The sequence below is a fragment of the Neptuniibacter sp. 2_MG-2023 genome (assembly GCF_030547495.1).
Lineage (GTDB): Bacteria > Pseudomonadota > Gammaproteobacteria > Pseudomonadales > Balneatricaceae > Neptuniibacter.
Map to the genome: position 1 here is coordinate 1 of NZ_JAUOQC010000008.1, position 26,182 is coordinate 26,182.

Annotated in this window: 26 protein-coding genes; 21 read left to right on the forward strand and 5 right to left on the reverse strand. The window is 41.3% G+C overall.

Translation table 11 applies throughout. The annotated features are described in order from the left end of the window. The 6 genes from Q4486_RS09125 to Q4486_RS09150 all read left to right on the forward strand — a co-directional run. The coding region (locus Q4486_RS09125; protein WP_303519140.1) for a hypothetical protein at positions 1–329 on the forward strand (329 nt) is incomplete at its 5' end. 94 nt (positions 330–423) lie between these two features. Then, complete coding sequence (locus Q4486_RS09130) at positions 424–1,173, forward strand: SDR family oxidoreductase (RefSeq protein ID WP_303519141.1); 750 nt, start codon at positions 424–426, stop codon at positions 1,171–1,173. 98 nt (positions 1,174–1,271) lie between these two features. Next, complete coding sequence (locus Q4486_RS09135) at positions 1,272–1,604, forward strand: hypothetical protein (protein WP_303519142.1); 333 nt, start codon at positions 1,272–1,274, stop codon at positions 1,602–1,604. A gap of 98 nt (positions 1,605–1,702) precedes the next feature. Then, positions 1,703–2,185 carry a cupin domain-containing protein gene (locus Q4486_RS09140; protein ID WP_303417833.1) on the forward strand — a complete coding sequence of 161 codons (483 nt, stop codon included), beginning with the start codon at positions 1,703–1,705 and terminating at the stop codon, positions 2,183–2,185. Between the two features lie 234 nt (positions 2,186–2,419). Then, a complete protein-coding gene (locus Q4486_RS09145) occupies positions 2,420–2,773 on the forward strand; it encodes a DOPA 4,5-dioxygenase family protein (RefSeq protein ID WP_303519143.1) in 354 nt (117 codons plus the stop codon). 414 nt (positions 2,774–3,187) lie between these two features. Further along, positions 3,188–3,580 carry a VOC family protein gene (locus Q4486_RS09150; protein ID WP_303417837.1) on the forward strand — a complete coding sequence of 131 codons (393 nt, stop codon included), beginning with the start codon at positions 3,188–3,190 and terminating at the stop codon, positions 3,578–3,580. Positions 3,581–3,811: 231 nt separating this feature from the next. On the opposite strand, the gene Q4486_RS09155 is transcribed toward Q4486_RS09150, so the two are convergent. Beyond that, positions 3,812–4,372, reverse strand: coding sequence for a hypothetical protein (locus Q4486_RS09155; RefSeq protein ID WP_303519144.1), 561 nt, complete (start codon positions 4,370–4,372; stop codon positions 3,812–3,814). A gap of 590 nt (positions 4,373–4,962) precedes the next feature. Here Q4486_RS09155 and Q4486_RS09160 point away from each other — a divergent pair. Continuing rightward, a complete protein-coding gene (locus Q4486_RS09160; RefSeq protein ID WP_303417841.1) occupies positions 4,963–5,976 on the forward strand; it encodes a methyltransferase in 1,014 nt (337 codons plus the stop codon). A 28-nt stretch (positions 5,977–6,004) separates the two neighbouring features. Here the strand turns inward: Q4486_RS09160 and Q4486_RS09165 are convergent, their stop codons facing one another. Next, a complete protein-coding gene (locus tag Q4486_RS09165; RefSeq protein ID WP_303519146.1) occupies positions 6,005–6,946 on the reverse strand; it encodes a LysR family transcriptional regulator in 942 nt (313 codons plus the stop codon). 122 nt (positions 6,947–7,068) lie between these two features. On the opposite strand from Q4486_RS09165, the gene Q4486_RS09170 reads away from it, so the two are divergent. From Q4486_RS09170 to Q4486_RS09195, 6 genes are all read left to right on the forward strand, one after another. Further along, complete coding sequence (locus tag Q4486_RS09170; RefSeq protein WP_303519148.1) at positions 7,069–8,250, forward strand: efflux RND transporter periplasmic adaptor subunit; 1,182 nt, start codon at positions 7,069–7,071, stop codon at positions 8,248–8,250. Between the two features lie 13 nt (positions 8,251–8,263). Continuing rightward, complete coding sequence (locus tag Q4486_RS09175) at positions 8,264–11,428, forward strand: efflux RND transporter permease subunit (RefSeq protein WP_303519150.1); 3,165 nt, start codon at positions 8,264–8,266, stop codon at positions 11,426–11,428. After that, positions 11,421–12,824 carry a TolC family protein gene (locus tag Q4486_RS09180; RefSeq protein WP_303519152.1) on the forward strand — a complete coding sequence of 468 codons (1,404 nt, stop codon included), beginning with the start codon at positions 11,421–11,423 and terminating at the stop codon, positions 12,822–12,824. The genes Q4486_RS09175 and Q4486_RS09180 overlap by 8 nt, the downstream gene beginning before the upstream one ends. A gap of 38 nt (positions 12,825–12,862) precedes the next feature. Next, a complete protein-coding gene (locus Q4486_RS09185; protein WP_303417851.1) occupies positions 12,863–13,870 on the forward strand; it encodes a zinc-binding dehydrogenase in 1,008 nt (335 codons plus the stop codon). 280 nt (positions 13,871–14,150) lie between these two features. Further along, on the forward strand, positions 14,151–14,438 hold the full coding sequence (locus tag Q4486_RS09190) for a putative quinol monooxygenase (protein WP_303519154.1): 288 nt from the start codon (positions 14,151–14,153) through the stop codon (positions 14,436–14,438). A 133-nt stretch (positions 14,439–14,571) separates the two neighbouring features. Next, the gene (locus Q4486_RS09195; RefSeq protein ID WP_303417855.1) at positions 14,572–15,483 is read left to right on the forward strand and encodes a diguanylate cyclase; all 912 of its coding nucleotides are present in this window, start codon (positions 14,572–14,574) and stop codon (positions 15,481–15,483) included. Between the two features lie 112 nt (positions 15,484–15,595). On the opposite strand, the gene Q4486_RS09200 is transcribed toward Q4486_RS09195, so the two are convergent. Genes Q4486_RS09200 through Q4486_RS09210 form a run of 3 tightly spaced genes read right to left on the reverse strand, consistent with a single transcriptional unit; the run spans position 15,596 to position 18,993 of the window. Further along, a complete protein-coding gene (locus Q4486_RS09200) occupies positions 15,596–16,831 on the reverse strand; it encodes a cyclopropane-fatty-acyl-phospholipid synthase family protein (protein ID WP_303519156.1) in 1,236 nt (411 codons plus the stop codon). After that, the gene (locus tag Q4486_RS09205) at positions 16,818–17,627 is read right to left on the reverse strand and encodes a DUF1365 domain-containing protein (protein ID WP_303417859.1); all 810 of its coding nucleotides are present in this window, start codon (positions 17,625–17,627) and stop codon (positions 16,818–16,820) included. The genes Q4486_RS09200 and Q4486_RS09205 overlap by 14 nt, the downstream gene beginning before the upstream one ends. Further along, positions 17,620–18,993, reverse strand: a complete 1,374-nt coding sequence (locus Q4486_RS09210) for an NAD(P)/FAD-dependent oxidoreductase (protein ID WP_303519158.1) — start codon at positions 18,991–18,993, stop codon at positions 17,620–17,622. The genes Q4486_RS09205 and Q4486_RS09210 overlap by 8 nt, the downstream gene beginning before the upstream one ends. Before the next feature lie 137 nt (positions 18,994–19,130). Here Q4486_RS09210 and Q4486_RS09215 point away from each other — a divergent pair, with 137 nt between their 5' ends. From Q4486_RS09215 to Q4486_RS09250, 8 genes are all read left to right on the forward strand, one after another. Then, on the forward strand, positions 19,131–19,742 hold the full coding sequence (locus Q4486_RS09215; protein ID WP_303417862.1) for a sigma-70 family RNA polymerase sigma factor: 612 nt from the start codon (positions 19,131–19,133) through the stop codon (positions 19,740–19,742). Beyond that, entirely contained in the window at positions 19,739–20,419 is a 681-nt protein-coding gene (locus Q4486_RS09220; protein ID WP_303519160.1) for a ChrR family anti-sigma-E factor, read from the forward strand. Before Q4486_RS09215 ends, Q4486_RS09220 begins: the two co-directional genes overlap by 4 nt. Positions 20,420–20,462: 43 nt before the next feature. Beyond that, a complete protein-coding gene (locus Q4486_RS09225) occupies positions 20,463–21,428 on the forward strand; it encodes a DUF523 and DUF1722 domain-containing protein (protein WP_303519162.1) in 966 nt (321 codons plus the stop codon). A 61-nt stretch (positions 21,429–21,489) separates the two neighbouring features. Further along, positions 21,490–22,935 (forward strand): deoxyribodipyrimidine photo-lyase, encoded by a 1,446-nt coding sequence (locus Q4486_RS09230; protein ID WP_303519163.1) that lies wholly within the window; start codon positions 21,490–21,492, stop codon positions 22,933–22,935. 89 nt (positions 22,936–23,024) lie between these two features. Continuing rightward, positions 23,025–23,243, forward strand: coding sequence for a TIGR02450 family Trp-rich protein (locus Q4486_RS09235; protein WP_303417870.1), 219 nt, complete (start codon positions 23,025–23,027; stop codon positions 23,241–23,243). A 200-nt stretch (positions 23,244–23,443) separates the two neighbouring features. After that, positions 23,444–23,782: a DUF413 domain-containing protein gene (gene maoP, locus Q4486_RS09240; protein WP_303417872.1), complete on the forward strand. Its 339-nt coding sequence runs from the start codon at positions 23,444–23,446 to the stop codon at positions 23,780–23,782. A gap of 238 nt (positions 23,783–24,020) precedes the next feature. Beyond that, entirely contained in the window at positions 24,021–24,431 is a 411-nt protein-coding gene (locus Q4486_RS09245) for a MoaF N-terminal domain-containing protein (RefSeq protein ID WP_303519165.1), read from the forward strand. Positions 24,432–24,708: 277 nt separating this feature from the next. Further along, a complete protein-coding gene (locus Q4486_RS09250; protein WP_303519166.1) occupies positions 24,709–26,145 on the forward strand; it encodes a rhomboid family intramembrane serine protease in 1,437 nt (478 codons plus the stop codon). The last annotated feature ends 37 nt before the right edge of the window (positions 26,146–26,182 follow it).

Here is a 26,182-nt window from a genome sequence, read left to right on the forward strand (position 1 = left end):
GCCGAAGGTGGGTCTCAATTTACCCGTTTTTAAAAGGATTTAAAAAGGTGGAATATCCTCAAGAACAACCATACAAGTCGCTGCAATTGATAAAAATACCTGCCACGAATTTTGCTTCGCAAAATATAGCGCTAGGTATTTTTGCAACTGAGCTCAGCGTTAGGCTTTTGGTCATGGTAGATATTCGAGAAAAACGGAAAGTAACTATTAGCACGATTAAAGAGATCGGAAATCCACAAATATTCGCTCAACTAGGTTACGATGTTCTCAGTGAGGCACCAGCGATGGGGTTCGAGGGACTGGATGGTCAATCAGTTACAACGGTCTAAATGTGTCGCATGTTGGCCTAATAAAAACAGGCAGCAGGATGCTCGCAAGCTCGCGATTCTGCTGTAGACGTTCTGTACTTATACTGGGTGTGAAATGGAATCAAAATTAGTGTTAATAACGGGTGGTAGTCGAGGCATAGGGGCAGAGTCTGCACTATTGGCCGCCAAAAAAGGTTGGGATGTTGTTATTACTTATCGCAATCAAATTTCTGAAGCTGAATCGATTGTTGATAAAATATTACAGCTCGGTCGTAGCGCCTTGGCCATTCAGGTTGATGTAAGTAATGAGCAAGATATTTACGATTTGTTTAAAACTATTGATGAAAAGTTTGGCCGTTTGGATGCATTTGTAAACAATGCTGCTGTAATTACTCCTATATCTTCTTTCGTCGATATGCCACCTTCCAGAATCCGTGACGTCTTTAATACTAATGTTGTTGGAGCCTTTATTTGTGCGCAAGAAGCGGTAAAAAGAATGTCCTGTAATAGTGGGGGCCAAGGTGGGTCTATTGTAAACCTGTCTTCTGCCGCTGCAAGAATTGGTTCACCTAATGAGTTTATTGACTACGCAGCATCTAAGGGCGCAATAGATACTTTAACTTTAGGGCTGTCTAAAGAAGTGGCATCACAAGGCATTAGAGTCAATGCTGTTCGTCCTGGGCTTATTTCTACTGATATGCATGCTGATGCTGGCGATAAAGATAGACCTGAAAAATTGAAAAAATTTATACCCATGCAACGTGCCGGTTTTGCATTAGAGGTGGCTAGCTCTATAGTATGGCTAATTTCTGATGAAGCATCGTATGTAAATGGTGCTTTACTAGATGTTGCAGGTGGACGGTAAAACACCTAATAAACACATTAAAAATCGCCCATAAAACGTGGGCTGACTTGCTAACGCGTGCCTTTTATAGCGGTGTTATGTGTAATGAAGAATGATCAATGAAATCAGAATACCAGTTATTTTTCTGTGATACCTCTGGCGCTCATGAGCCAGTAGTTTCGTTTGAGTCAGAGTCACCTTTTCCTACACTCTTTGTCGGTCAGCGTGTGGATGATCATGGCTGGGATAGATTGAGAGGTGTCGGAGTATTAGGTTCTGAAGAAAACCCGATACGTTACACAGTCCATAGCTTGAAATCGGTTGTATTTGTTGAGAATGGAAAAAATATAATCCAAAGCTGGGTAAATTTAAAACCTTACTCTGGTGAAAGGTCACCAGTGTTTGGTAATACGGAGCCTGCAATGTCTTCAAGTGAGGCTTTAGGAAAATGAAAACACATAACAAACACATTAAAAATCGACCACAAAAAAACGTGGGCTGCACTCGCTAACGCTCGCCTTTTATGTGGGCGATGTCTCCGGAGAGAGTTATGGATAAATACCTAATCACTAAAGAAGAAATTGATCAATTTGAAGGTATATCTAAAACTCATTTTCTGAACGAAAACGCGAAACGAACTAATAAGTCTCTTGGTGATCTCGCCGGCTTAACGGGCTTTGGGTTTCATATAATTGAAATTCAGCCCAGCCATGAATCTACAGAGTTTCATAAGCACTACCATGAGGATGAGTGCGTTTATATTTTGGAAGGTGTCGCTGAAGCTCAGATAGGCGAGCAAATATACTCAGTAAAAGCGGGGGATTTTATAGGCTATCGAGCAGGTGGCGAAGCTCATGCACTGAGAAATATTAGTGATTCGATCGTATTAAAATGTATTGTAGTCGGGCAGCGTCTTGATCATGATGTGGGTGATTACCCAAAACTGAATAAGCGTATTTATCGGCATAAAAATATGCCGTGGAACCTCGTCGATATTGATAAAATTGATGAGCCTAATGCAGGTAAAAAATAAGAAGTGGGGAGCGACGCTTTTTTCTACATCACACTTGAAGCTTTGGCAAAGGCTGGCCTCCTACTAGGGAGGTTATCATTAGGAAGTCAGCCGAATGCTTAATAAGTGCCAAAGCGAAAGGTTAATAGCCGATGAATGCGTCTAATGGGGGGTAAGCAATACCAACCACTTATAGTGTTAATTGTGCTCGGCTTTAATTAAAATTTAAACCTCTCTATATAAAAAGGTCCGTTAATGGGTATAGAAAACGCTCCTGTTAATCATCATGATTACTATCATGCCCATGTATATTTTGAACAGGAAACCTTAGCCTTTGCCACAAAGCTATGTGAACAAGCAGGTGAACGGTTTGGCTTATCGATTGGTAGGGTTCACCAAAAAAACGTCGGGCCTCATCCTAAATGGAGCTGTCAAATAAGCTTCTCATCCAGTGAGTTTGATTTATTTATTCCATGGTTAGAGAAAGAACGTCATGGTTTAACCGTATTGGTTCATGCACTAACCGGTAATAACCTAAAAGATCATACGGATTATGCTTATTGGTTAGGAAAGCCGGCAGAACTTAATTTATCTATATTTAAAAACTAACAAAAAACATACGAAATAAATTACGTCGGCTGATGCTTTTAGTTCCGTGGCCGACTTCCGGCCAAAGGTTGGCCTTCTTCAAGGGAGACTCTGATGTATGAGCTCACCCTGAGAGCGAAAGGTCCATGAGTATTAACCTGATTTATATAATGACCTTAATGCGCTTAGATAAGTTTGTTTGCAGAGGGAGGGGGCAGCTCTTGCATCGTGCATATAGGTCACTGATACCTAATTAGGGCCATATTCTTTTAAGTTGATTATTGTGATTTTTGATAGACTTTCACAAGGCGTGTGAATTGTGTCACGACCGCTAATAATTGAGTTCTCAGGTGTGTTATATCGCTTAACTTCCAGAGGCAATCCGCACAATGTAAGATCTTACCCTTAAGTTCTTCACACATAAGAGAGTATGGAATGTTTAGTCATGTAATGGTTGGATCAGATGACATTGAAAGATCAAAGAACTTTTATAACTCAGTACTTGGAGTTCTGGGTGTAAAAGAGCCCGTTGTCAATGTTAACGACACAGGGCAGACACGGCTTTTTTATATTCATAATGATTCTATTTTCTGCGTAACTGAGCCAATAAACGGTAAGCCAATGAGTGCAGCTAATGGCTCCACTATTGGTTTTACATGCGATTCGTCAGAGCAAGTAAAAGAGTTACATGACGTTGCCGTAGCAAATGGAGGAACGAGTATTGAAAGTCCTCCAGGTTTGCGAAATAACACAACGGGGAAAAAGCATTTGTGTTATTTCTTAGACCCAGATGGTCATAAAATTTGTGGCATGTACCGTTGCGATTAACTATGCCTAACAAGGGCATTTAAAGAGCTTGCTCTAGGTGCTGGGGCTAGCGAAGTATATGTTCAGCAAGGCCCAGCCCTTTCATTTAATAGCTTCGATATTGATAGACTATTTGAGGGCAAAAACAACTCAAAATGAAAGGGGTTAGCCCTTTAAACTAGTTTTTTATCTGTATCCAACTGTGATCATTAATGGCCAAGGGTAGGGGAAAGTGGCTTATAATCATTGTTATTACCAGATCGGTTTCCTATAACAAGCAGGTCCTTTATATACGCTTTTCTTCTCTTTACAGTTAAAAAAGTCTTCGAGATCCACTTTAAGTTGACAGAAAATATCCCCGTAACGATCAGGTGATGCAATAATTGTAAGATCTCTATTGCTACCTGTAATCGATAGTTCGTAGACTCGTCGGCTAGGCTTACTAAATAATTCAGCTACACCTGCAACAGATATGTCGATTTCTTCTATCTCCCCTAGAGGCTCTTTATTTTTAATCTTATTATTAAAGGATAGAACTTTTACATCACCGTTTTTATAAATTGCGACTCTCTTATCAAAGAAGGGGTTCTGGGACATGTCAATAAAAAATTTTAAGCCCAGAAGCGTTAAGAAAGCATATGTAGGATAGGCCCACCAAAATGAGGTGAGCGTAGCGGCTGACAATAAAACTGGGTATACCCATAGGTATAAGTTATTAATAAGCAAAATATGATTGTCTGCGTAATAGACAGTGATGTGAGGGTACATGCGCCTAATGTAAACTTTATCAAACTCTTCTTTGTTTAAGTTCATAGTCATTCCTTAACTTAATATTTACATATCAGTATATCTGTCGATCAAAGGGTTAAAACTAAAGCTAAGTTTCTCCAACCAGAAGCAGGTTAAATCGCTGATTAGTCAGAGCCTAGGTTGTTCTCCAGGGATAGGTGTAGCTATATTCATACCTGTAAGAGTCTCAGTTTGCGATTCGTTAATCAATATCTGCTTCATGATAGGTGTTGTGCATATGATGTAGCTGAAAAACGTTGCGATGACGGGGTTTCGGCCAAAGGTTGGCCTCCTACAAAAGACCTTTAGGAGGTAGGAACTCACCCTTTATACCCAGAACTGCATTCTCCTTTATCCGCCTGTTTTATCTTCACTATATAGAAGTGTTTATCCTTGCTGAGGGATATGTCTGTCTGCCTTTTATTGGAGGGCTGGTGGAAAAAGGGATGAAACAGACTGTCGCTAAAAGTGAATCATATAGGTTTACATGCAGCTGTCTATATTTTAAATATCCTTTATAAACAATTAGTTATAGCCTTGGCGTGTAGTTTGCTTTTGAACTTGCTTAACAATAATAAGTAAAGGAGTACGCCTACTTTGGCGTAAAGCATTCTATGTCATCATCTGAAACTAATCCTACTCAACGAATCAATGAGCTTTATTGGGGTTTTGTTATCTCTAGAGCTATTCATGTGGCAGCCAAATTAGGTATTGCTGACCATGTAAGCGGCACGGCTGTCCATGCAAAAGATATAGCTAAACATTTATCATTGAATGAAGATCGTCTTTATCGGTTGATGCGCTTATTGGCTTCTTATGGGATTTTTGAGGAGACCGATAAAGGAATGTTTTTGGCTACACCGCTCTCAAGTTCAATTAGTAGCGACGGTGAGTTTTCGATTCGTAATGCTGCGCACATGGTTACAAAATCTATGTGGGAGGCATATGGCCACTTAGAACATAGCGTATGCACGGGTGAAGATAGCTATACAGAACTTTTTGGCAAAGGTGTTTTTGAGTACTTAGATGAAGACGCTGAAGAGAATAATCAGTTTGCCAGAGCTATGCATAATTATGCAGAGTTAGAGAATCCTGTTATTGCTGAATGCTGCCCTCTGAGTGATGCGAAAACATTAGTGGATGTAGGAGGAGGGCAAGGAGGCTTTATTAAAGCGCTTCTTTCTCAAAATGAACAGCTTAATGGCACCTTGTTTGATCAGCCACATATTGTCAATCAAGCCACTCATATAGAAGAGCAATCAGCACTTAACTTACGTTTTGATAAGAGCCATGGCAGCTTTTTTGAGAAGATCCCTTCCGGAGCGGATGCTTATGTTCTTAAACGGATTCTACATGATTGGAGTGATGAGGATTGCTGCAAAATACTGCAAACAGTCAAAGCCGCAATGACGCCTGAAAGTAAACTTTATGTGATCGACGCGATTGTACCTGAAGGAAATGTCCCACATTTCTCAAAAGATATAGAAGCTTTTCTTATGACCTGGGGCGGGCAGGAACGTGATAAAGAGGAGTTTGAGAAACTATTTAGCCAAGTAGGTTTAACTCTATCCGCTATTATCGAAACACCTACACCTCTATCGGTACTTGAGGTGCAGCTACCATCGTAGATGTTTTATAACCTATTCCCATAACGGGCTATTGATACATAGAGTCAAACCCAGGGATGTTATTTTCCCAAATGGGTTTGTCTTTTCCTATGAATTCACGCACGGCATCAAAGAAGAGTTGTGTACGTACTGGTAGTTCGCGATGTGGATAGATGGCATAAAGGTGATTAAATTCAGGTAATTTAATATGAGTCAAAATAGGTGTTAATAGACCTTGTTTAATTTCATCTGAGACTAAAAAGGCAGGTGTTAAAAAGTAGGTACTTCCAGATAGGGCTTTTAAGCGAATCGCATCCCCATCATTTGATCGGAAGGTACTATGGATAGGTACCGCAACTTCTGCACCTTGGTCGTTGATGTAACTAACTTCATCTATACGTAAGGTGTTGCTGGCATAACTTGCCGCAGGTAATTTAGCGAGCTCTTCAAGTGTTGCAGGTTCACCATAAGTTTGTAGGAATTCCGGTGTGGCTAAAATGACTAGGCGATTGCGAGCGAGTTGGCGTGAAATTAAATTTGATACTTTAGGTTGGCCGATACGAAAAGCAAGATCATAACCTTCACCGACTATATCGACCATGCGATCTTCTAAGTTTAATTCGACTTCTACCTGCGGAAAGCGTTTTTGAAAATCGTTTATTACGGGTAGTAAATAGCGGCGCCCAATAATCGCTGAACTGGTTATTTTTAAGAGGCCGCGGGGTTCAGTGTGATAGTTTTCGGCAATTTGTATAGTTTCACTTAATAAAAAGCGCATTTCGGTGGCTTTTTTGACCATCTCGGCGCCTGCGGCGGTTAAAGAGATAGTGCGAGTAGAGCGGTTAAGTAAACGTACGCCTAACTCCTCTTCCAATTTATTCATCTGTTTGGAAACAACTGAACGATCGATACGGTGAGATTCAGCAACTTTTGCGAAGTTACCGAGCTCTACAACATCTAGAAACATTAGCAAACGACTCGTTGTATCCATTGGATCTCTCTTCTCAAAAGTCTATTGGTGCTATTTTTGCACTAATCAAATGATAAATTGATTCTATTTTAACACATTCATAACCTTTATGATGATTGCAATTAAATTTAGAGGGATAGGCTATGTCATTCAATAAACCTAAAAAAGTAGTGGCTATAAGTGTCTTACTTACTGCACTCGCCGCTTGTAGTGAACCGGCGGAACAAGCAAAAGCACCCGCACAAAGGCCATTGACGCAAATTGATGTAGCGCAAGTTATTTATAAGCCAGTACAAACTTGGTTTACCTACACAACACGTTTAGAAGCACCTCAGCAGGTTGCTTTAAAACCACGTGTGTCTGGTGTTGTGAATACCATTGATTTTGTGGAAGGTCAGCAGGTAAAACAGGGCGATCTATTATTTAGTCTTGATCCACGTCCATTTGAAGCTCAAGTTGCAAGCTTAAATGCTCAAGTAGTTAGCGCGGTAGCAGAATACCAACAAGCTAAAAGTGAAGCTGCAAGGGCAACACGATTACGTAAACGTGATGCAATTTCTTCCGAAGAGGCTGAGTCTAGAGCTACTGCTGCAAAAAAAGCGCAAGCGCAAATTTCTGCTTTAAGAGCGCAGCTTCAAGCCGCTCAGCTTGATTTAGAGTTTACAAAGATCACTGCACCTATTGATGGCATTATCTCTCGTGCTGAGATTACCCGTGGTAATACGGTAAATGCTAATCAAAGTACGCTAACAAGTATTGTGTCTGATCAGAAGATGTATGCGTATTTTGATATTGATGAACGTACATGGAATAGCCATTTCGAAGAAGCTAAAGCCAGTGACAATTTACCGGTTGTGATGCAGCTACTCGGTAGCGATAAATATGCATACAACGGCCATGTAGATTTTATTGATAATCAGATCAATACGTCGACAGGTACATTGCGTGTACGTGCCACTTTTATTGATGAAGATCATAAGCTGCGTAGCGGTGCATTCGCTCGTATACGTCTAGCGAGCCAAGACGCAACACAACAAGTACTGATTCCTGAAAAAGCGATAGGTACAGACCTTAAAAATCGTTTTGTATTGATTGTTGATGACAAAAATACACTGCAATACCGTCCGATTAGTGTGGGTGACCGTTATGGTGAATTTCGTGCTATCACTTCCGGTTTAGAGGCTAAGGATATAATTGCGGTTAATGGCCCAGCTAAAGTGGGTCCAGGTATGCCAATTGAACCACGTAAAACCCAATTAAATGCTGACACTGTTGGGTTAACGCTAATTGCACCATTAAACCAACCTTTATTAACTGCTAAGTAATAAGAAGCGGCCCATGAATTTTTCACACTTTTTTATAAAACGGCCAATATTTGCGGCTGTATTATCATTGGTTATTTTAATCGGTGGTGCTATATCACTGTTTCAATTACCGATCAGTGAATACCCAGAAGTGGTACCACCGACGGTTGTAGTTACGGCTAATTACCCTGGTGCTAACCCTAAAGTTATTGCAGAAACCGTTGCTACGCCATTAGAACAGGAGATTAACGGCGTAGAAAGCATGTTGTATATGTTTTCACAAGCAACTAGCGACGGTCGCATGACGCTAACAGTTACTTTTGCTTTAGGAACCGATCTGGATCGTGCTCAAGTACGTGTGCAAAACCGTGTTAACAGCGCGTTACCTCGCTTACCACAAGAAGTACAGCGTTTAGGTGTTGTTGCTAAGAAAGCCTCTCCGAATTTAACCATGGTTGTACACTTATTTTCGAAGGAAAAAAGTCGCGAAACTGATTATTTATCAAACTACGCTGACCTGTACGTGAAAGATCAAATTGCACGTATTGGTGGTGTTGGTGAAGTGCGTGTATTCGGTGGTGGTAAATATTCAATGCGTGTTTGGTTAAATCCAGATGCCTTAGCTTCACGCCAGCTTACCGCAGGTGATGTTGTTAACTCATTAAGTGAGCAAAACCAACAGGTTGCTGCCGGTTCTTTGGGGGCTCAGCCTGCGCCTAATGATGCACAGTTCCAAGTGTTATTAAATGTTAAGGGCCGCTTAACCAGTATTGAAGAGTTTGAAGACATTATCATTAAGGTCGATGATGAGGGGGCTATTACTCGTCTGAAAGATATCGCAAGAGTCGAAGTCGGCCAAGATACTTATGCGCTGCGCTCTTTGTTAAATGGCCAGCCAGCAGTTGCGATGCCTATTTTCCAACGACCAGGCTCGAATGCGATTGAACTGTCGGATGAAGTACGTGAAACTATGAAAACGCTTGCAGAAGATTTTCCTGCAGGTGTTGATTACGACATTGTATACGACCCAACAGTATTCGTTCGTGGATCTATCGAAGCGGTTATTACCACTTTATTAGAAGCCATTGCCTTGGTTGTAATTGTGGTTATCGTGTTTTTACAAACATGGCGCGCATCGATTATTCCGTTAATTGCTGTGCCTGTTTCACTTATCGGTACGTTCGCTGTTATGCAGTGGCTAGGTGTTAGTATCAACACCTTATCGCTCTTTGGTCTTGTGTTAGCCATTGGTATTGTAGTTGATGATGCGATTGTTGTAGTTGAGAACGTTGAACGTAATATAGAGAAAGGGTTATCGCCTGTTGAAGCGTCTCGCGTTGCAATGAGCGAAGTGACCGGGCCTATTATTGCGATTGCACTTGTATTACTGGCGGTATTTATCCCGACTGCGTTTATTACTGGCTTAACAGGGCAGTTCTATAAGCAGTTTGCCTTAACGATTACAATCTCGACCGTTATTTCTGCGTTTAACTCGTTAACATTATCCCCAGCATTGTCGGCGTTGCTATTAAAACCGCACGGTGCAAAACCGGATCTGTTAACGCGAATCCTAAACGCTATTTTTGGACGCTTTATATTCCGACCTTTCAACCGTCTATTCGAAAAAGGCTCATTGGCTTACCAAACGTCAATTAAAAAGCTTATTCGTTTTAGCGTTATTGTTGGCATCATCTATATTGCTTTATTAGGCTCTACTGTTGGTTTATTCAATACCGTACCGGGTGGCTTTATTCCGGCGCAAGATAAGCAGTACTTAGTCTCTATTGCCCAGCTACCGGATGCTTCAAGCTTAGATAGAACCGAAGCTGTAGTTAAAGAGATGTCGGCCATTGCACAAGAGGTTCCGGGTGTTGCAAACATTGTTGCTTTCCCTGGTTTGTCGGTTAATGGTTTTACTAACAGTCCTAATAGTGCTGTTGTGTTTACACCCCTTGAAGACTTCTCTGAGCGTCAAGGACCTGGATTGTCGGCTGCAGCTATAGCAGGGGAGTTGAATAAACGGTTCTCCGTGATTGATGAAGCGTTTGTTGCTGTGTTCCCGCCACCACCAATTTTGGGCTTAGGTACCACAGGCGGCTTTAAACTGCAGATTGAGGATCGTTCAAACCAAGGTTTTGAAGCTCTCTTCAACTCCTTACAAACGGTTATTAAGGAAGCGCGACAGCGTCCTGAACTGATGGGTTTGTATTCAAGTTTCCGTATCCAAGTACCACAGATGGACATAGAAATAGACCGTGAACAAGCAATGTTGCAGGGTATCGCGTTAGAAGAAGTGTTTAACGCATTACAAATATACCTAGGTTCATTATATGTGAACGATTTCAATATGTTTGGCCGAACTTACCAAGTTAATGCTCAAGCCGATGCAGACTTTAGGTTAGATGCTAAACAGATCCTGAACTTAAAAGTCCGTAATAACCAAGGTGCGATGGTGCCTTTAGGCGCAGTACTGAGTGCGACACCAACAACCGGCCCGGATCGTGTAATGCACTATAACGGTTACCCAAGTGCAGAACTAAACGGTAGTCCAGCGATGGGATTCAGTTCAGATCAGGCTCAACAAGCGATCGAGGAAGTTCTAGCGCAGCATTTACCTGAAGGTATTGTTTATGAGTGGACGGAAGTTACTTATCAGCAAATTCTTGCGGGTAACACAATGGTATATATCTTCCCACTCGTAGTGTTATTAGTGTTCATGGTATTGGCTGCGCAGTATGAAAGCCTACGTTTACCATTAGCCATTATTTTGATTGTGCCGATGACTATATTCTCCGCTCTTTGTGGGGTCTGGTTAATTGGTGGTGATAACAATATTTTCACCCAAATCGCTTTAATCGTGCTGGTGGCCTTGGCCTGTAAAAATGCCATATTAATGGTTGAGTTTGCGAAGGAGGAGCAAGAGACTGGATTAACACGTTTAGAGGCTATTATTCATGCTGGCCGTATGCGTTTGCGTCCAATATTAATGACCTCCATCGCCTTTACTGCCGGTGTTATTCCTCTGGTACTCGCTACGGGTGCGGGTTCTGAAATGCGTCAGGCTATGGGTATTGCCGTATTCTCCGGCATGATCGGTGTGACGCTCTTTGGCTTGTTATTTACGCCTGTCTTTTATGCTTTAGTTGCTAAAAAGTCAGCGACTGAGATTAGTGACAAGAAGGAAGACGCGCATGTTTAAGTTGAACTTAACATCAACAGCTAAGCTTTCTACATTAGCGGTGGCTATAACCTTGGCGGGCTGCGCAAGCAGCTCTAACCTTGGAGAAAGTAGTTTAGAAAAAGAGGCTTTTTTTGCAGCTCAAAGTTATGCTGCTGAATTGAGTGAAAGTGGTGCAAATAATCAATGGTGGGAAACCTACCAAAGCCAGCAATTAGATGCTTTTGTTAAGCAAGCACTGGAATCTAATCGTAATTTACAAGCGGCTCAACAGCGCCTAAAAGCGTCCATGGAACAACTTGGTTACGAAGAAGCTCAATATTTACCGCAAGGTGATGTAACCGCATTAGGTAACCGTGAATCAACTGCGGGCGTAATTGAAAGTAATGCTAGTTTAGGTGCCAATTTTAGTTGGCAGCTTGATCTGTTTGGGCGAATCTCCGCTTTGATTAAAGGTGCTGAGGCCAAGAGCTTTCAAGCACAAGAGCAAAAAACACAGTTAGTGGCAGAGATCGTTAGTGGCGTGACCCGAAGCTTTTTTGAGTGGCAAGGTAATCAGCTAAAGTTGCAGATTGTTAATCAACAGATTGTTGCGTTAACGGAAAGTATAGATGTATTGCAAGCTCGAGTTGATGAAGGTTTCGCTTCTAAATTAGATATTAATCGGACCTATGCTCAGTTAAATGAGCAAAAAACACTGTTGCCACAGATAGAAACTGCACTGTATCAAAATAAGGCAACATTGGCGGTTCTGTTAGGACAGACGCCTGAACAAGTACAGTTGAGTTTTGAAACAGATCTAATTAACAGTAATCTAATCCAGCCGGTAGCTTTAACTCAGCCAGAGAAAGCGGTGAGTCTACGTCCTGAGATTAGCATTGCCCGCTATCAGCTACTTGAGCAAAGTGCGCTGGCGGATGCCGCAAGAGCGGCCTTGTATCCGGATATTTCTATCTCGGGCTTTGTTGGGCTAATTAATCCTATTGGCGGTCAATTATCGAGTAATGACGATGCTTGGTCGCTGACGCCTCAGCTAAGCTGGTCAATTTTAAGCTGGCCCGCATTAAAGGCGCAGGCAAGAGCTCAAAGTTCACTAAGCCAAGCTGCATTTTCTGATTATGAAAATACGATTGTTAGCATTATTGCTGAATCACAAACCGCGTTGGTTAGCATGAAGCAGTCAAAAAACCTGCATGAGTTTGCAGAAAAAAGACTACATCACGCTGAAATTGCACATGAACAGGCCAAGGCAATGTATGAAGAGGGGCAGATGCCTTATCTAGATTTATTGTCAGCTCGTCAAGATGCCTTAGTTGCTAAACAAGCAGCGGTTGATGCAAAAATCGCCTTTATGCTCGCTAAAATCTCTACTTACAAAGCGTTTAGTGGTGGTTGGAGTAGAACACTAGTGTTGTAACTGGTGTTTATATTAAGAAAAAAGAAAAGGTAATAATTGTGGTTAACATAGCCAGCACGATGCAAGCAATCACCTTGGGAGAAGTCGGGGATGACTTTTCTTTGGTAAAGCAGGAGATGCCCACGCCGCAGCGGAAAGAAAGTGAACTGCTGATTCGTGTTGAATATGTTGGCCTTAATCCCATTGATGCAAAGTTAGCTAAACATGGTTTCCCTGATTGGCAATATCCGCATATTTTGGGTTTAGATGCTGTAGGTACCGTGGTAGATGCCCCTGTCGGTGTAAGCCCTAATATTGGTGATCGAGTGATGTGGCATGCCAATATTAAGCAACAGGGGATGTTAGCAAACTATGTTGCAGTACCTAATTTTGCAGTCTCTAAATTACCTGAAGGACTCGCACCTGAAGTTGCTGCTGCTCTGCCTTGTGCCGGAATGGCAGCTATTTTCGCTCTAGATAAATTGCAAATCCAAGAGGGTGAGAACTTGCTGATAGATGCAGGTGCGGGAGCGGTTGGTCAATTTGCTATTCAATTTGCGAAACAGCGTGGTGCTACGGTCTTTACTGTCTCAGCTAAAAATACTCATGCTTATTTGAAAAAAATAGGCGCTGATAAGTGTTTTGATTATAACGATAAAAATTTACTTAAAAAATTCAAGCTAGCATTAGGGCATAGTCAATTTGACGCTGTTGTTGATACTGTAGGTGGCGCAAATACTATTCGTAATATAGAACTATTACGTTTTTGCGGAAGAATTGCCTGTTTAAATGGTTTGCCTGAATTACCCTCTTCATTGTTATTTTATAAAGCCCCGGTTATTAATATTGTTTCTTTAAGTGGCGCTTGGTTAACCGAAAGCTTATGTGCTCAACAAAAGATGAGCTTTATGGGTAATTTGTTAATGAATAGTGTTAATGATGGCAGTATTAAAGCGCCTAGCATTATTCCTGTTTCGTTTGAGGCTGAGGAAATTACTCAAGCTTTAAAACAGCAGCTAAAAGGTTGTGTTTTTGGCAAGCAGGTAGTGCAAGTTCCGACTCAGTAAAACCTTACTTGGTTTGCTTGAAGTGATTCTGCTTGATCCTCAACGTTGCCGTATTTTATCCTCCGTTACTAAGCGTCCATTTTAAAGTGGTAGGCAACTTGAAAGCGCGATTTTAGGTAAAGCTCTGCCTAGAAAATCTTATGCCTACACAGCTTATATCTGCAAAAATAAGCTTGAAAGTCCTTTCTCCTATTTGTTTATATTCTGTGAATTTTGTTGCTTTAACGTTAGTGATAGTCCAGTTTGTTAAGCGGATCTTGTCTGTTTTAGAGGGGAAGTTTTGCCTAAAATTATACTGCAAGGGTTTATTCTTGTGCCTGACTCCGATCTTGAGAGAGTTAAACGTGAGCTGCCAAAGCATGAAAAACTCACCTTAGAAGAATCCGGTTGTTTAGTTTTTATGGTGACTCCTGATCTAGTTAATAGAAATAAATTTAATGTTTATGAAGAGTTCGTGAGTCGTATGGCTTTTGATCATCACCAAGCCAGAGTTCGATCCTCTATATGGGGGGAGGTGACTCAAGGTGTTGAAAGGCATTACCAAATCAGTGAAGAGGTTTCTGTGTAGGCTTGTCCGTCAGTAGGCATATAGGTTGTGTGAAGTATTAGTATGCTACATTAAGAGATGTTTTTAATAGCAGCTCGAAACTAGTAATCAGTTATAGCGATCCTTATGCATATTCTAGTGAGTAGGTGAATAAGTGGAAAATTCCCATGAAGCTTTAAGGCTGATTCTCGATTCAATTACTGAACATATTGTTGTTATTGATGATATGGGAACGATTCAGTATGCCAATAAAAGTTGGTCGGATTTTGGTAGTAACAATGCTTGCTCCGTTGGTGAAAATTGGCGGGGGATTAATTACATTGATGAATGTGATAAAGCTGCGGCAATGGGGGATGACTTCGGAGAAAAGGCAAGAAATGGCATTTTAAGTGTTATTAACAAAGAGACGCCCGCGTTTTACTTTGAATACCCCTGTCATAGTCCGGATGAAAAACGTTGGTTTATGATGCGAGTGACTGCGCTGCAGATGTCGTGTCAGGATTACTTTGTTATTTCACACCAAAATATTACCGAGAGAAAATTGGCTGAAGAAGAGGTAAGAAATCTTGCTCGGCTTGATGGGCTTACTGATATTCCTAATCGCCGAGCTTTTGATGAGTTTCTTTATAATGAGTGGCGGCGATGTTTAAGATTAAAACAACCTATCAGTTTAGCAATAGTCGATTTAGACCATTTTAAACTTCTCAATGATATCTATGGGCACCAATCGGGTGATGAGTGTTTAATCAAGATAGGTGCCTTATTGAAAGAGTTTGCTAGTAGACCCGGCGATATTTGTGCGCGATACGGCGGTGAAGAGTTTGCTTTGGTATGGGGAGGGACTTCGCTTGAACAGGCTGAAACGCTTTCAAATAGATTGTTGGAGGAAATTCTTGCTCTAAATATCAATAATAGTGATTCACCTATCAACAAGTACCTAACGGCCAGTGTGGGGTTAGCTGAGATGGTTCCCCACTTAGGTTGTAATGAGGAAGAGTTGATTAGCAAAGCCGACAGCATGCTATATAAAGCGAAAGATCAGGGTAGAAATAGAGTTGAATGTTAGGCGATAAAAATATGATATGTTGATCTTCTGAATCAACATGATTAAGCATCGCCTCAAGGCTACTAGGCAGCCCATATGGCATTATTCAGCTAAGATCATTCTCTTGTGGGCTTTAAAGCTTATCGTCCGCGTGGGCTAATACATAGAGTCCTACATCAATAGAACCATGTTCAAAACCTCCCTCACAGTAAGCTAGATAGTAGCGCCATAAACGGTGGAAGGTTTCATCAAACCCTTGTGCTTTAATATCTCCCCATGATTTTTCAAAATCGCTATACCATTCGCGTATAGTTCTGGCGTAGTCTTTACCGAATAGTTGATGTTTTTTAAGTATAAAGCCATGTTCGCTTAGTTTTTCTTTAAAGGCTGATACGCTAGGTAGCATACCGCCAGGGAACACATAACGTTGGATAAAATCGGCTTGTTTTCTGTAGCTATGGAAGCGCTCATCCTCGATGGTTATCACTTGCAGTACAGCTTGGCCTCCAGGTTTTAAGACACGTTTTAACGTTTCAAAATAAGTATCCCAATGGGCTTCACCGACCGCTTCAAACATCTCAATAGAAACCACCGCATCATATTGGGTATGGAGGTCACGGTAATCGGTTAAACTCAGATGGACTTTATCAGTGAGATTATCATCTTTAATACGTTGTTTAGCCCATTTTAGTTGTTCTTGGGATAAGGTTATGCCGTGAATTTTTAGATCATGCTCTTTGCTTGCTTGGGCTGCAAAACCTCCCCAGCCGCAGCCTATCTCGATTACATGCTCACCCGGTTGGGCATTGAGTAGTTCGAGAATGCGCGCGTTTTTTCTTTGTTGAGCTGATAGAAGGGATTCGTCTGAGTGACTATATAACGCAGAAGAATAGGTCATAGAACTATCAAGCCAGTGTTTGTAAAAATCATTCCCTAAGTCGTAGTGGGCTGCGATATTTTTCCGGCTTCCCGTCAGTGTATTGTCGCGCGTCCAGTGATAGATATTGTGGAGTGTACTTGTCACTATGCGTGCTTTAGATAGGTCCGCTAGGGAGCTTTCATAAGCGAGCGCCCATTTTACTAACTCTGTAAGATTTGAGCTTTCCCATTCTCCCGCTAGATAGCTTTCTGAACCACCATTGATACCGCCAAAAAATAGGCGATAGAGTGGTCGAAAGTTGTTTAATTGGATATCGGCTTCTGGCTGACTATGACCAATCTTGCATGTAAAACCACTTGGTAGCGTTAGGCGAAGTGTGCCTTGATGACCATTCAGTTTTTTATGGAATAGACTAAGGAGCTTTTTTTCAAACCAAGTGGCTTGAGAATAGGGAGCTTTAAGGGTTGTTTGCTGCTCATAAGCTTTCATAATGGGTCACTCCGCTTTTGTCCTGCCAGCTAATACTGTGTTTTTGTCGCGTATCTCTAGGCTGTAAACTTAGTTTTTTGCGCCATAACCTGAGTGCTTCCCAATGGATAGCTAGAATGACTTTTAAGGTCATTAGGGGGTATTTAAAAAACACTTTTAGTAAGGTTTTATCTGTTAACTCGCTTTGGGTTCCCGTAAATGTCGCTTGCAAAATAGGTTGCCTTGCTCCTAGTGTTGATTGCTCTGTTTGTCGAATGCTGACGGCGACCTTATCTGAAGGTGGGGAGATACGAAAAGAGTAGGCGGTATCCATAGGTATAAAGGGGCTCACATACATCTCTTTATTGCAGGAATGCCGTATTTGATCGGTTTTACTATCAGCCTCAAGCAGGTAAGTATGTCGTGAGCCGAATGTATTACTGACCTCGTAGAGGATCACGTCTAATTGATCATCTTGGTTGTAACAGAAATACACGCTAAGTGGATTGAAAGCATAGCCTAGAATACGGGGATAACAGAGTAGGCGTATTCGATGTGTTGCTTGGTTATAACCCCGTTGAGTTAGTAACTGACGGATGTTTTCAGCTAAGTTGCCGTGACCGCTACCATGATCTTTTTCATTAAATGAAAAAAGATTAAAACGGTTAATAGAGAGCCATCTAAATCGGTCTAAACGGGGTAGCTCATCTATATCTAGGCAAAGTGAGAAAACCTTATAGATAAATCGGTGTTTTGCAGGGCGAAAACGATGATGCATAACGGCCCCTTGATAGAGGCAAGAGCTTAATTTAACCATGGGCTTTAACCTGTTCAGCTGGGGCTGTTTCTCTACTTTGTGGTTTGCTAACAAAAATACGACTATTTTTGTCTTCGAGTGTCCAAGGTCGAGGTATACCGCCAAGCTGTTCAGCTACGGCGAGACCCGCTTGCAACCCGTCTTCATGGAAACCATAGCCAAAGTAGGCACCACAAAACCAAGTTCGCTTTTTACCTTGTAGTTGCCATAACTCTTTTTGCGTATTAAGAGCACCTTGAGAAAACTCAGGATGGTCATAAAAAAAGGTGCGAATGATGCTTCCATCTTGAGGATCTTTTAGCGGGTTAAGTGAAAGAAACAGAGGCTGCTCAGTGTTAAGCGGTTGTAATTGGTTCATCCAATAAGTTACTGATACCTCTTGAGATTGATCCCGTTGTCCAGTGGATATGTAGTTCCAGCTTGACCAAACCGCTTTACGTTTTGGCATTAAGGATGGATCTGTATGTAAATATGCTTTATTACGCTGATAGGGGAAGTGGTTAAGCAGGCGTTTCTCATCATCCGTTGGCGCCTCTAATAAAGCGAGGGCTTGATCCGAATGACAGGCTAGCACTATATCATCGTAGTATTCACGTTTACCGTGTAGATCTTCAATAATCACATGATCGTCACAACGAATAACTTTGTGAATACGGCTATTTAAGCGGATTTTATTCTGTAGGGAATCGGCTATTTTATTAACATAGCAGTGACTTCCGCCAATTACTGTTTTCCATTGAGGGCGATCTTTAAGCTGAGCCAGTCCATGATTTTTACAGAAGCGGAGAAAACTGCTGGCCGGGTAATTCAACATTTTTTCTACAGGCATTGACCAGATCGCGGCACCCATAGGTAGTAGGTGATTATAAATAAAAGCATCACCATAGTTATGCTGGTGTAAAAGCTCTCCTAAGGTCAGTTTATTGATATCTGACTGAGCTAGCATTGTGTTTGCATCGTTATAAAATCTAAGCAGCTCACGAACCATTTGCCAAAAACTAGGCTTTATCATATTGCGCTTTTGCGCGAGTAAACCGGATAAACCTGTACCAGAATATTCCAGTGCACCTTGGTTTATAGATACAGCGAAAGACATGTCCGTTTCACAGGTATTGATTTTTAGTGTTTCAAAAAGCTTCACTAGGTTCGGGTAATTTGGAGGGTTAAAAACAATGAAGCCTGTATCTACATCCACCTGCTTACCTTGAATATCACAAGTGACTGTATTTGAGTGCCCACCTAGTCGATCGTCCTTTTCGTACAGTGTTACATCGTGTGCCTTGTTTAATAGCCAAGCACAGCTTAGTCCTGAAATACCAGAACCGATCACTGCAATTCTTTTTGGACGAATAGAGGCAATATTCATTTTATGATCCATATTTAATTATATATTCATCGCTTGTTACGCAGGGTGAAGAAAAAAAGATCATGTACTATGCATATATATTTTCAGTTATATGGTTTGGGGTGATCCAATCTTTGTAAGGTATCGTAAGGGATAGTATGGAAAATAAACCACCAGGTGAAGATGTGGAAAATGTTGTAGCTATGCCATCGATGTCAAACCGTCTAAGCGGTGCAGATCCCGATTGGAGCGAGATGCTATCTCGTTTAGCGGAGAGTAAAGATAAAACGCTGTATATAGCGTTGTTTCGGCATTTTGCGCCAAGAGTTAAATCTTACCTTATACGTCTAGGGCTTGTGGATACAGTTGCAGAAGAGTTAATGCAGGAGACCATGCTCGCTGTTTGGCGTAAATCTCATCTTTACAATAGTAATAAAGCTGCCGCGAGCACTTGGATATTCACCTTGGCTAGAAACAAAAGTATCGACTTAATGCGTAAGCAGAAATATCCAGAATACGATCTGGAAGAGTGGCAAGAAGAGCCAGATCATCAGGATAACCCATGTGAGCAAGGGGTTATTTCTGACAGGATGAATAGTGCGATTAACACTTTACCGGAAAACCAAGCACAGGTTATCTATATGTCTTTTTTTGAAGGGCGATCTCACGCAGATATCTCTGATCGTCTAGGCGTGCCTTTAGGTAGCGTCAAATCAAGAATTAGGTTGGCATCTGAAAAGTTAAAAACTATGTGGAGGGATGGTGTATGAATATTAAGCATCATCTTGATGAGGCAACATTAGTTAGCTATGCCGCGGGCTCAATGTCCCAAGCAATGGCTTTAGTGACCGCTTGTCATCTCTCTATGTGCCCCCAGTGTCGTGAACGATTAGCTCACTCTGAAGCAATGGGAGGTGTTTTATTAGATGCTTTACCACCAGCAGAGGTCGCTGAGGATTCACTACAGAAGCTATTAGCCTGTATTGATGAGGAATCTGATATAGAGGCGGTGCTGTTGGATCGTCCTGATATTAATAAGCCTCATAAAGATCACAGTGATAAAGGTATCCCAACAGCCTTAGGGGATTATATTGGTGGTTCATTGGCAAATGTTGAATGGAAACGAATAGTCCCAGGTGTGTATTTTCATGATCTTCCCTGTAAAAGCGAGCGGGGCGGTGTATCACGATTGCTACGGATTGCCCCAGGCAAGGCTATGTTGCCTCACAGTCATGATGGTAATGAACTAACCTTAATACTGCAGGGATCTTTTTCTGATGAAATTGGCCGCTTTACAGTGGGTGATATCGCGGACCTTGATAGTGAAGTGGAGCATCAGCCGCTGGTGGATAGTGATGTGGATTGTATCTGTTTAATTGCAACGGATGCACCACTCAAATTTAGTACATTACTAGGAAAGATTGTTCAGCCGATGACCGGTTTTTAAATAGTCTTTGAGCCGAATAATTAAGTATTTAGAGGGTGTTGGAATGGAAACTAGTGAGCTTAAACTCTCAATTCCTGTCGGTGTTAGTGCTTGTCTTCTTGGGCACAAAGTTCGTTATGACGGTGGTCATAAGCGTTCCAAGTATTGCTTGAATGTATTGAGTGAATGTTTCGATCTAAAACCTTTTTGTCCGGAAGTTGCCATAGGGTTGAGTACTCCCCGTGAACCTATACGTTTAGTCGGCAGTGCTGAGGCTCCACGTGTTGTTGGGGTTAAGGATCCTACACTTGATGTGACTGATCGGCTTACGGCTTATGCTGATCAAGTGAGCAGTACAGAGAAAGACCTTTGTGGTTATATATTAATGCAGGGCTCGCCTAGTTGTGGCATGGAAAGAGTCAAGGTTTACCATGAAAATGGGATGCCTAATGTATCCGGTAGCGGCGCTTATGCGGCAAGATTAATGAAGCATAATCCAGCCTTACCTGTAGAAGAAGATGGTCGTTTGAATGATGCCGTACTGCGAGAAAATTTTATTACGCGGGTCTTTGTTTACTATAACTGGCAACGGGAGGTTATGAGTGACCCTAGCTTACATAAAATTATTCAGTTCCATAGCCGTCATAAGTATCAATTAATGGCGCATAGTTATGAAGGCTATAAGCAGTTGGGTAAGTACTTAGCGGATGAAGCATGTAAACAGCCTATAGATGAGGTTGTGCAAAAATATATTCTTGATCTGATGACCTATCTGACCAAAAAAGCGGACCGTAAAAGTCATACCAATGTGCTTATGCATATTATGGGCTACCTCAAAAAAGAGATTGATGCCGAAACTAAACAGGATCTATTAGAAGCGATTGAGCAATATAGAACCAATAAAGTGCATTTAGTTGTTCCTTTAGCATTACTCAAACATTATTTAAAACGACATGGCTCTGATTATATTAAATCCCAAGCTTATCTTGATCCTTACCCCCATGAGCTTGGGTTAAGAAATTATATCTAACAGGGTTCCTTCCTATGGAACTGGCTTAAGAGCTGCGTTTAAACTTTTTTATTGAGATGTCGTGAAAAATATAAAACTAGTTTGGTTTAGAAATGACCTTCGTACCCGTGACCATCGTGCCCTTTATACGGCCTGTGAGCATGTTGCTCAGAGCGCAAGTAGCGCTGAAATGGGTGTTATTGCCGTTGCTGCGATTTCATCTAAACAGTGGATGCTGCAAGATGAATCTAAGAGTCGAGTTCAGTTTTGGTTAGCTAATCTCCATTCATTAAAGGATGAGTTGGCTGGGCTTAATATTCCGTTAAAGCTTATTCATGCAGAGACTAATCAAGAGATCCCACAGCAGCTACTTAGATTAGCTAAGCAATATAATGTAAAAGCTCTCTATTTTAACGATGAAGTACCAGAATATGAGCAGCAACGAGATCAGCAAGTAGAACAACTTTTTCAACAGCAAGGGATAGGTTGTCATCGTTTTGAATCAGATCTAGTGCTTCCAGCGGGGTCTGTGCTTAACCAACAAGGCTTGCCTTATAAAGTATTCACACCATTCAGTAAGGCTTGGCGACAACAATTTACACAGAGTGAGCAGGGGCCTTTACCCGCTCCCCGGTCTTTGTCGTCTAAGGTTTATACTGCTATTGAAACGGATAATATTCCAGAGGATATAGGTTATGGCCTAAGGCTTGGAGCTGACTGGAATAAACAGATCTGGCCAGCAGGTACAGAAAGTGCGCATCGGAAGCTACAGCAGTTTGTGTCGGAGCAGTTAACCGATTATAGCCAGTTAAGGGACTTTCCTGCGCAAACGGGAACCTCCTCACTTTCACCTTATTTAAGTGTTGGTGTACTAACAGCAAGGCAGTGTATTGCAGGTGTGCAAGCTTATTCAGATGATCCTGAATGGTTTTATAATCAATGGGTTACTGAGCTTGTTTGGCGGGAATTCTATCGTCATCTTTTAATTCTTTTTCCTGAAATGAACCGTTGGAAACCCTTTAAACCTGATATAGAAAAGAAAATAGCTTGGCAGCACGACAAAGCCAAATTTGATGCTTGGTGCAAGGGTGAAACAGGCTTTGATATTGTTGATGCAGGGATGAAGCAGTTATTAGAAACAGGATGGATGCATAATCGTGTGAGAATGATAACGGCCTCGTTTTTAACAAAACTACTGCGTCAAGATTGGCGTTTAGGTGCGCGTTTTTTTATGCAGCATTTAATTGATGGTGATTTTTCTTCTAATTTAGGTGGTTGGCAGTGGAGTGCATCGGTTGGTGCTGATGCAGCGCCTTATTTTAGGATTTTTAATCCAATGCGACAGGCTGATCGTTTTGATGCAAAAGGCCTTTATTCTCAGCAGTGGTTGGACTTGGGCCATCCAGGCGACACCAATATGGATACTGATCTATTGGGTGATGCTTTGCCTTCTGATTTAGGCCAACGACCTCAACCTATTATTGATTATGCAGCTGAACGTAGGCGTAGTATTGAAGAGTACCAGTAAGTATTTAAACGTACCTTAATGCTGATCTAGGCTAGCGGGTTAATATTTATGGTTATAACCTTCGTTATTAATTGGGCAGAATTTATCAAATGAATCAATTTAATCCTAATAAACTCCTGCTTTCCAAGTGGACGGCGGTTAAGCCGGTCGAGAAAAGGAAACACTTTATTGTCACTGAGCTTGTTAAGGATGAGTTGGAACAACAGGTCATCGGTTGTGTCTTAGAAGCGGTGATCAATAAACAACAATTCCCTATGGATTTTAATGAGTTGAAAGACCAAAATCGATGGTTGCAAGGCTGGATATAAAAACCTCAATATTTTGCTTCTTTAAATACTTCTATTCGTCATCTTTTAGGATTATTATCGCAAAAAAACTGATCGGTGGTATGTGTTAAAGCCGTTGTGAATGAGGCTGTTAGCATCTAAATCTTTCCTCAAGGTTAAAGAGAACCACTCGATTTTTCTATTGTCAGCGATATTACTTAATAGATTTGGGGAGCATGTAGATGCAACTTGATGACGCTTTCAAGTCAGATAAATTATTTAGAGATCCTAAAAACTTTCCTTACGGTTTTGCACGCAGTGGTGAGTTCACGCGTGAGCAAGCCCAGTTAATTGAGAATCATGGTCATGCTTATATTGAATTAGCATCAGGCGCACGCGCCCCTTTATGTGATCAAGAGCAATCGTTTATGGCGTTCTGCAAAGGTGATAAAGACGCAGAATCTCTCCATGAGCGAACTTGGAAGCGTTACCAAGATAAAGTAAACCGTAAAATAAACTGCTATACCTTGGCGAGTATTCCTTCTGTATCGGATGATGATACCTCCGATGATGACGATTAAGGGTTTTAACCTTTATAAAAACAGCACCTCTAAGCCTTTATAACGCTTAGAGGCGCTATTCATAGCGCCTTTTGATAAAGTACTCAAACAGTCAGCACTAAAATACCAGTATAACTACGTCGATGTATTGCTTTAGCTCGTCTAAACAGAATGATGCATCAGCTGTTGGCTAAGCGACCCGATCGTTGCTCTTTAATCTCAACCTGAGATCTAATCCAAGACTAAAATGGTAACTATTATGAAAAAGGCAAACGGCTTCTATTCACTCGTTTTACCATTCTTTTGTTTACTATTCGCGGTTGGAAATACTTATGGCGACGCTTCTGAAACGACTCGAGTTCTGAATGGAACTCAAATCACGTATATGTACTCGAGTGGCCGTTCATATAATGTGAAGTTTGAAGAGAAGGGAGTTAGCTACCGCTATCTGACAGGCTCAAAACCGGATGTGTGGTGGGGGACTTTTCCATATCAAGCAATGGAGGTGGAAGATAATCTTTATTTTGCCTCCTGGTTTGAGAAAGGCTACGGTGATTACGTTACCTTGCTGATTAATTTTGATAAAAACGTTATACATGGCAGTGCCATTATAGGTGGAAACGAAGTGCACTTTCATAAAGCTGAGCTTGTGGAGGTTGCTAAGCCTTGAGTCTTTATCTGTGGTTAGCAGATTAAGATAATAGTTATAAAAACCACTGATTACAGGCTATATGCCCCATTGTTCGATGGGGTATCTTATCAGCGATATAGGCTTAACTTGTGTCAGTTAGGATTTAATTGGTTTTGAGTAAGTCTTCTAACTCTCTGTTTTTTATTGATTTTCATAGAAAGGCAGGCATAAGCTTTTAACCGTGCTAGTCTTTCCTAAAGACTGATAATAATAAGATAAATGATAACTGTAGATCAGAGGATGGATCTGACGCGTTATGGTCATTATACCAACGGAAAAACGATTTGATTGGAAGCGCCCTCCAATCATGCTGTTCATCTTGGTGCTCACCAATGTGATTATTTTTTTTGTATATCAAGGAGGAGATGAAAAAAAGCTTCAAGGTGCTTTAGATCGTTATGACAGGTTGGAATACTTTGAAACAGAGTGGCCTGTCTATCTTGATTATCTTCAAAGTAATGATGTTCCTGAAGCTATTATCTCCGATTACCAAACACTTTATAACCAAGGCCATCACCAGCAGCTTAGTTTTTATATCCTTAGCGATTTTCACTTTCTTGACTATTTAAATGCCCACTGGGTTAGTTTTCAAGAACCTACAAAAGGGGATTATTGGAAAGATAGGCGGCAAATACACGATGAATTTGAATCAACCGCCCTTTATGGTTTCGGTTTAAAGCCTAAAGATCTTGGTCTTGCTGAATTAGTCACCTATCAATTTTTGCATGGTAGTCCTATGCACCTATTTGGAAATATGTTTTTCCTCGTTATTTTCGGTTTTGCTGTTGAAGCAGCTATAGGGCACTTTCGGTTTCTTCTGTTTTACCTTGTCTCCGGTATCGCTGGTGGCGTTCTGTTTGTCATGGTCAATCAATACAGTCCAAATGCGCTGGTGGGTGCCTCCGGTGCTATTTCCGGAGTGATGGCTATGTATTTAGGTGTGTTTCGTTTTAGGAAGATAGAGTTTTTTTACTGGTTTTTTGTTTTTGTTGGTTTTATTCGAGCCCCAGCACTGTTTATTCTTCCGCTCTATATAGCAAATGAGCTCTATAACTATCTCACTTATACGGACTCTAATGTTGCCTTTATGGCTCATACTGGGGGCTTTATTAGTGGGGCTATCTTGATATTGACTGCATTGCTGGTCGATCCAAAAATGTTGGATGAGGAATATCTGGCAGAGGATGAGGTTGAGTCTCCAAAGCAGAGAGATTTAGATAAAATTTATAAAGCCTTAGGCCGTTTCTCTTTTGATACGGCTTTAAAAGCGTTAGATGAGTTTATTGATACTTATGGCGAAGATTTTGACCTGCTGAAATTGAAATACTCAATATTAAAAGGACGTGAAGATCCAGAGCAGGAAGCCGCACTTATCAAGCTATTGAATATGGAAAAACTCAATCTTAACCAGTTGGAAAGGGTGGAAACACTTTGGTTAGATAATGAAAGCCTGAAACAGAGCATGTCTAATGATGAGGTTCTTCAGCTAGGCTGGCGCTTGTCAGCCTTGCCTAGCCTAATGACCTCTGAACAGATTTTTATTTATCTTTATTCTAACGGGATCAAAAATGAGACCTTGAGCCACTTTGCGAGAAAGCTTTCCATCGGCTTTGGTGAGCGAGAGCATGAGGCGAAAAAAGTAAAATATGAAAAAGCGGCTGTTGAGATCTATGAACGATGCCGTAGATATTAAATGTTATAGAGCTAGGATGACTCATTAAGTGATATGG

Bases quoted from the DNA above. Each gene is read 5' to 3' on its own strand.
- Q4486_RS09130 (WP_303519141.1), top strand. From the start codon at position 424: ATGGAATCAAAATTAGTGTTAATAACGGGTGGTAGTCGAGGCATAGGG.
- Q4486_RS09135 (WP_303519142.1), top strand. From the start codon at position 1,272: ATGAAATCAGAATACCAGTTATTTTTCTGTGATACCTCTGGCGCTCAT.
- Q4486_RS09140 (WP_303417833.1), top strand. From the start codon at position 1,703: ATGGATAAATACCTAATCACTAAAGAAGAAATTGATCAATTTGAAGGT.
- Q4486_RS09145 (WP_303519143.1), top strand. From the start codon at position 2,420: ATGGGTATAGAAAACGCTCCTGTTAATCATCATGATTACTATCATGCC.
- Q4486_RS09150 (WP_303417837.1), top strand. From the start codon at position 3,188: ATGTTTAGTCATGTAATGGTTGGATCAGATGACATTGAAAGATCAAAG.
- Q4486_RS09155 (WP_303519144.1), bottom strand. From the start codon at position 4,372: ATGAACTTAAACAAAGAAGAGTTTGATAAAGTTTACATTAGGCGCATG.
- Q4486_RS09160 (WP_303417841.1), top strand. From the start codon at position 4,963: ATGTCATCATCTGAAACTAATCCTACTCAACGAATCAATGAGCTTTAT.
- Q4486_RS09165 (WP_303519146.1), bottom strand. From the start codon at position 6,946: ATGGATACAACGAGTCGTTTGCTAATGTTTCTAGATGTTGTAGAGCTC.
- Q4486_RS09170 (WP_303519148.1), top strand. From the start codon at position 7,069: ATGTCATTCAATAAACCTAAAAAAGTAGTGGCTATAAGTGTCTTACTT.
- Q4486_RS09175 (WP_303519150.1), top strand. From the start codon at position 8,264: ATGAATTTTTCACACTTTTTTATAAAACGGCCAATATTTGCGGCTGTA.
- Q4486_RS09180 (WP_303519152.1), top strand. From the start codon at position 11,421: ATGTTTAAGTTGAACTTAACATCAACAGCTAAGCTTTCTACATTAGCG.
- Q4486_RS09200 (WP_303519156.1), bottom strand. From the start codon at position 16,831: ATGAAAGCTTATGAGCAGCAAACAACCCTTAAAGCTCCCTATTCTCAA.
- Q4486_RS09205 (WP_303417859.1), bottom strand. From the start codon at position 17,627: ATGGTTAAATTAAGCTCTTGCCTCTATCAAGGGGCCGTTATGCATCAT.
- Q4486_RS09210 (WP_303519158.1), bottom strand. From the start codon at position 18,993: ATGAATATTGCCTCTATTCGTCCAAAAAGAATTGCAGTGATCGGTTCT.
- Q4486_RS09215 (WP_303417862.1), top strand. From the start codon at position 19,131: ATGGAAAATAAACCACCAGGTGAAGATGTGGAAAATGTTGTAGCTATG.
- Q4486_RS09220 (WP_303519160.1), top strand. From the start codon at position 19,739: ATGAATATTAAGCATCATCTTGATGAGGCAACATTAGTTAGCTATGCC.
- Q4486_RS09225 (WP_303519162.1), top strand. From the start codon at position 20,463: ATGGAAACTAGTGAGCTTAAACTCTCAATTCCTGTCGGTGTTAGTGCT.
- Q4486_RS09235 (WP_303417870.1), top strand. From the start codon at position 23,025: ATGAATCAATTTAATCCTAATAAACTCCTGCTTTCCAAGTGGACGGCG.
- maoP (WP_303417872.1), top strand. From the start codon at position 23,444: ATGCAACTTGATGACGCTTTCAAGTCAGATAAATTATTTAGAGATCCT.
- Q4486_RS09245 (WP_303519165.1), top strand. From the start codon at position 24,021: ATGAAAAAGGCAAACGGCTTCTATTCACTCGTTTTACCATTCTTTTGT.
- Q4486_RS09250 (WP_303519166.1), top strand. From the start codon at position 24,709: ATGGTCATTATACCAACGGAAAAACGATTTGATTGGAAGCGCCCTCCA.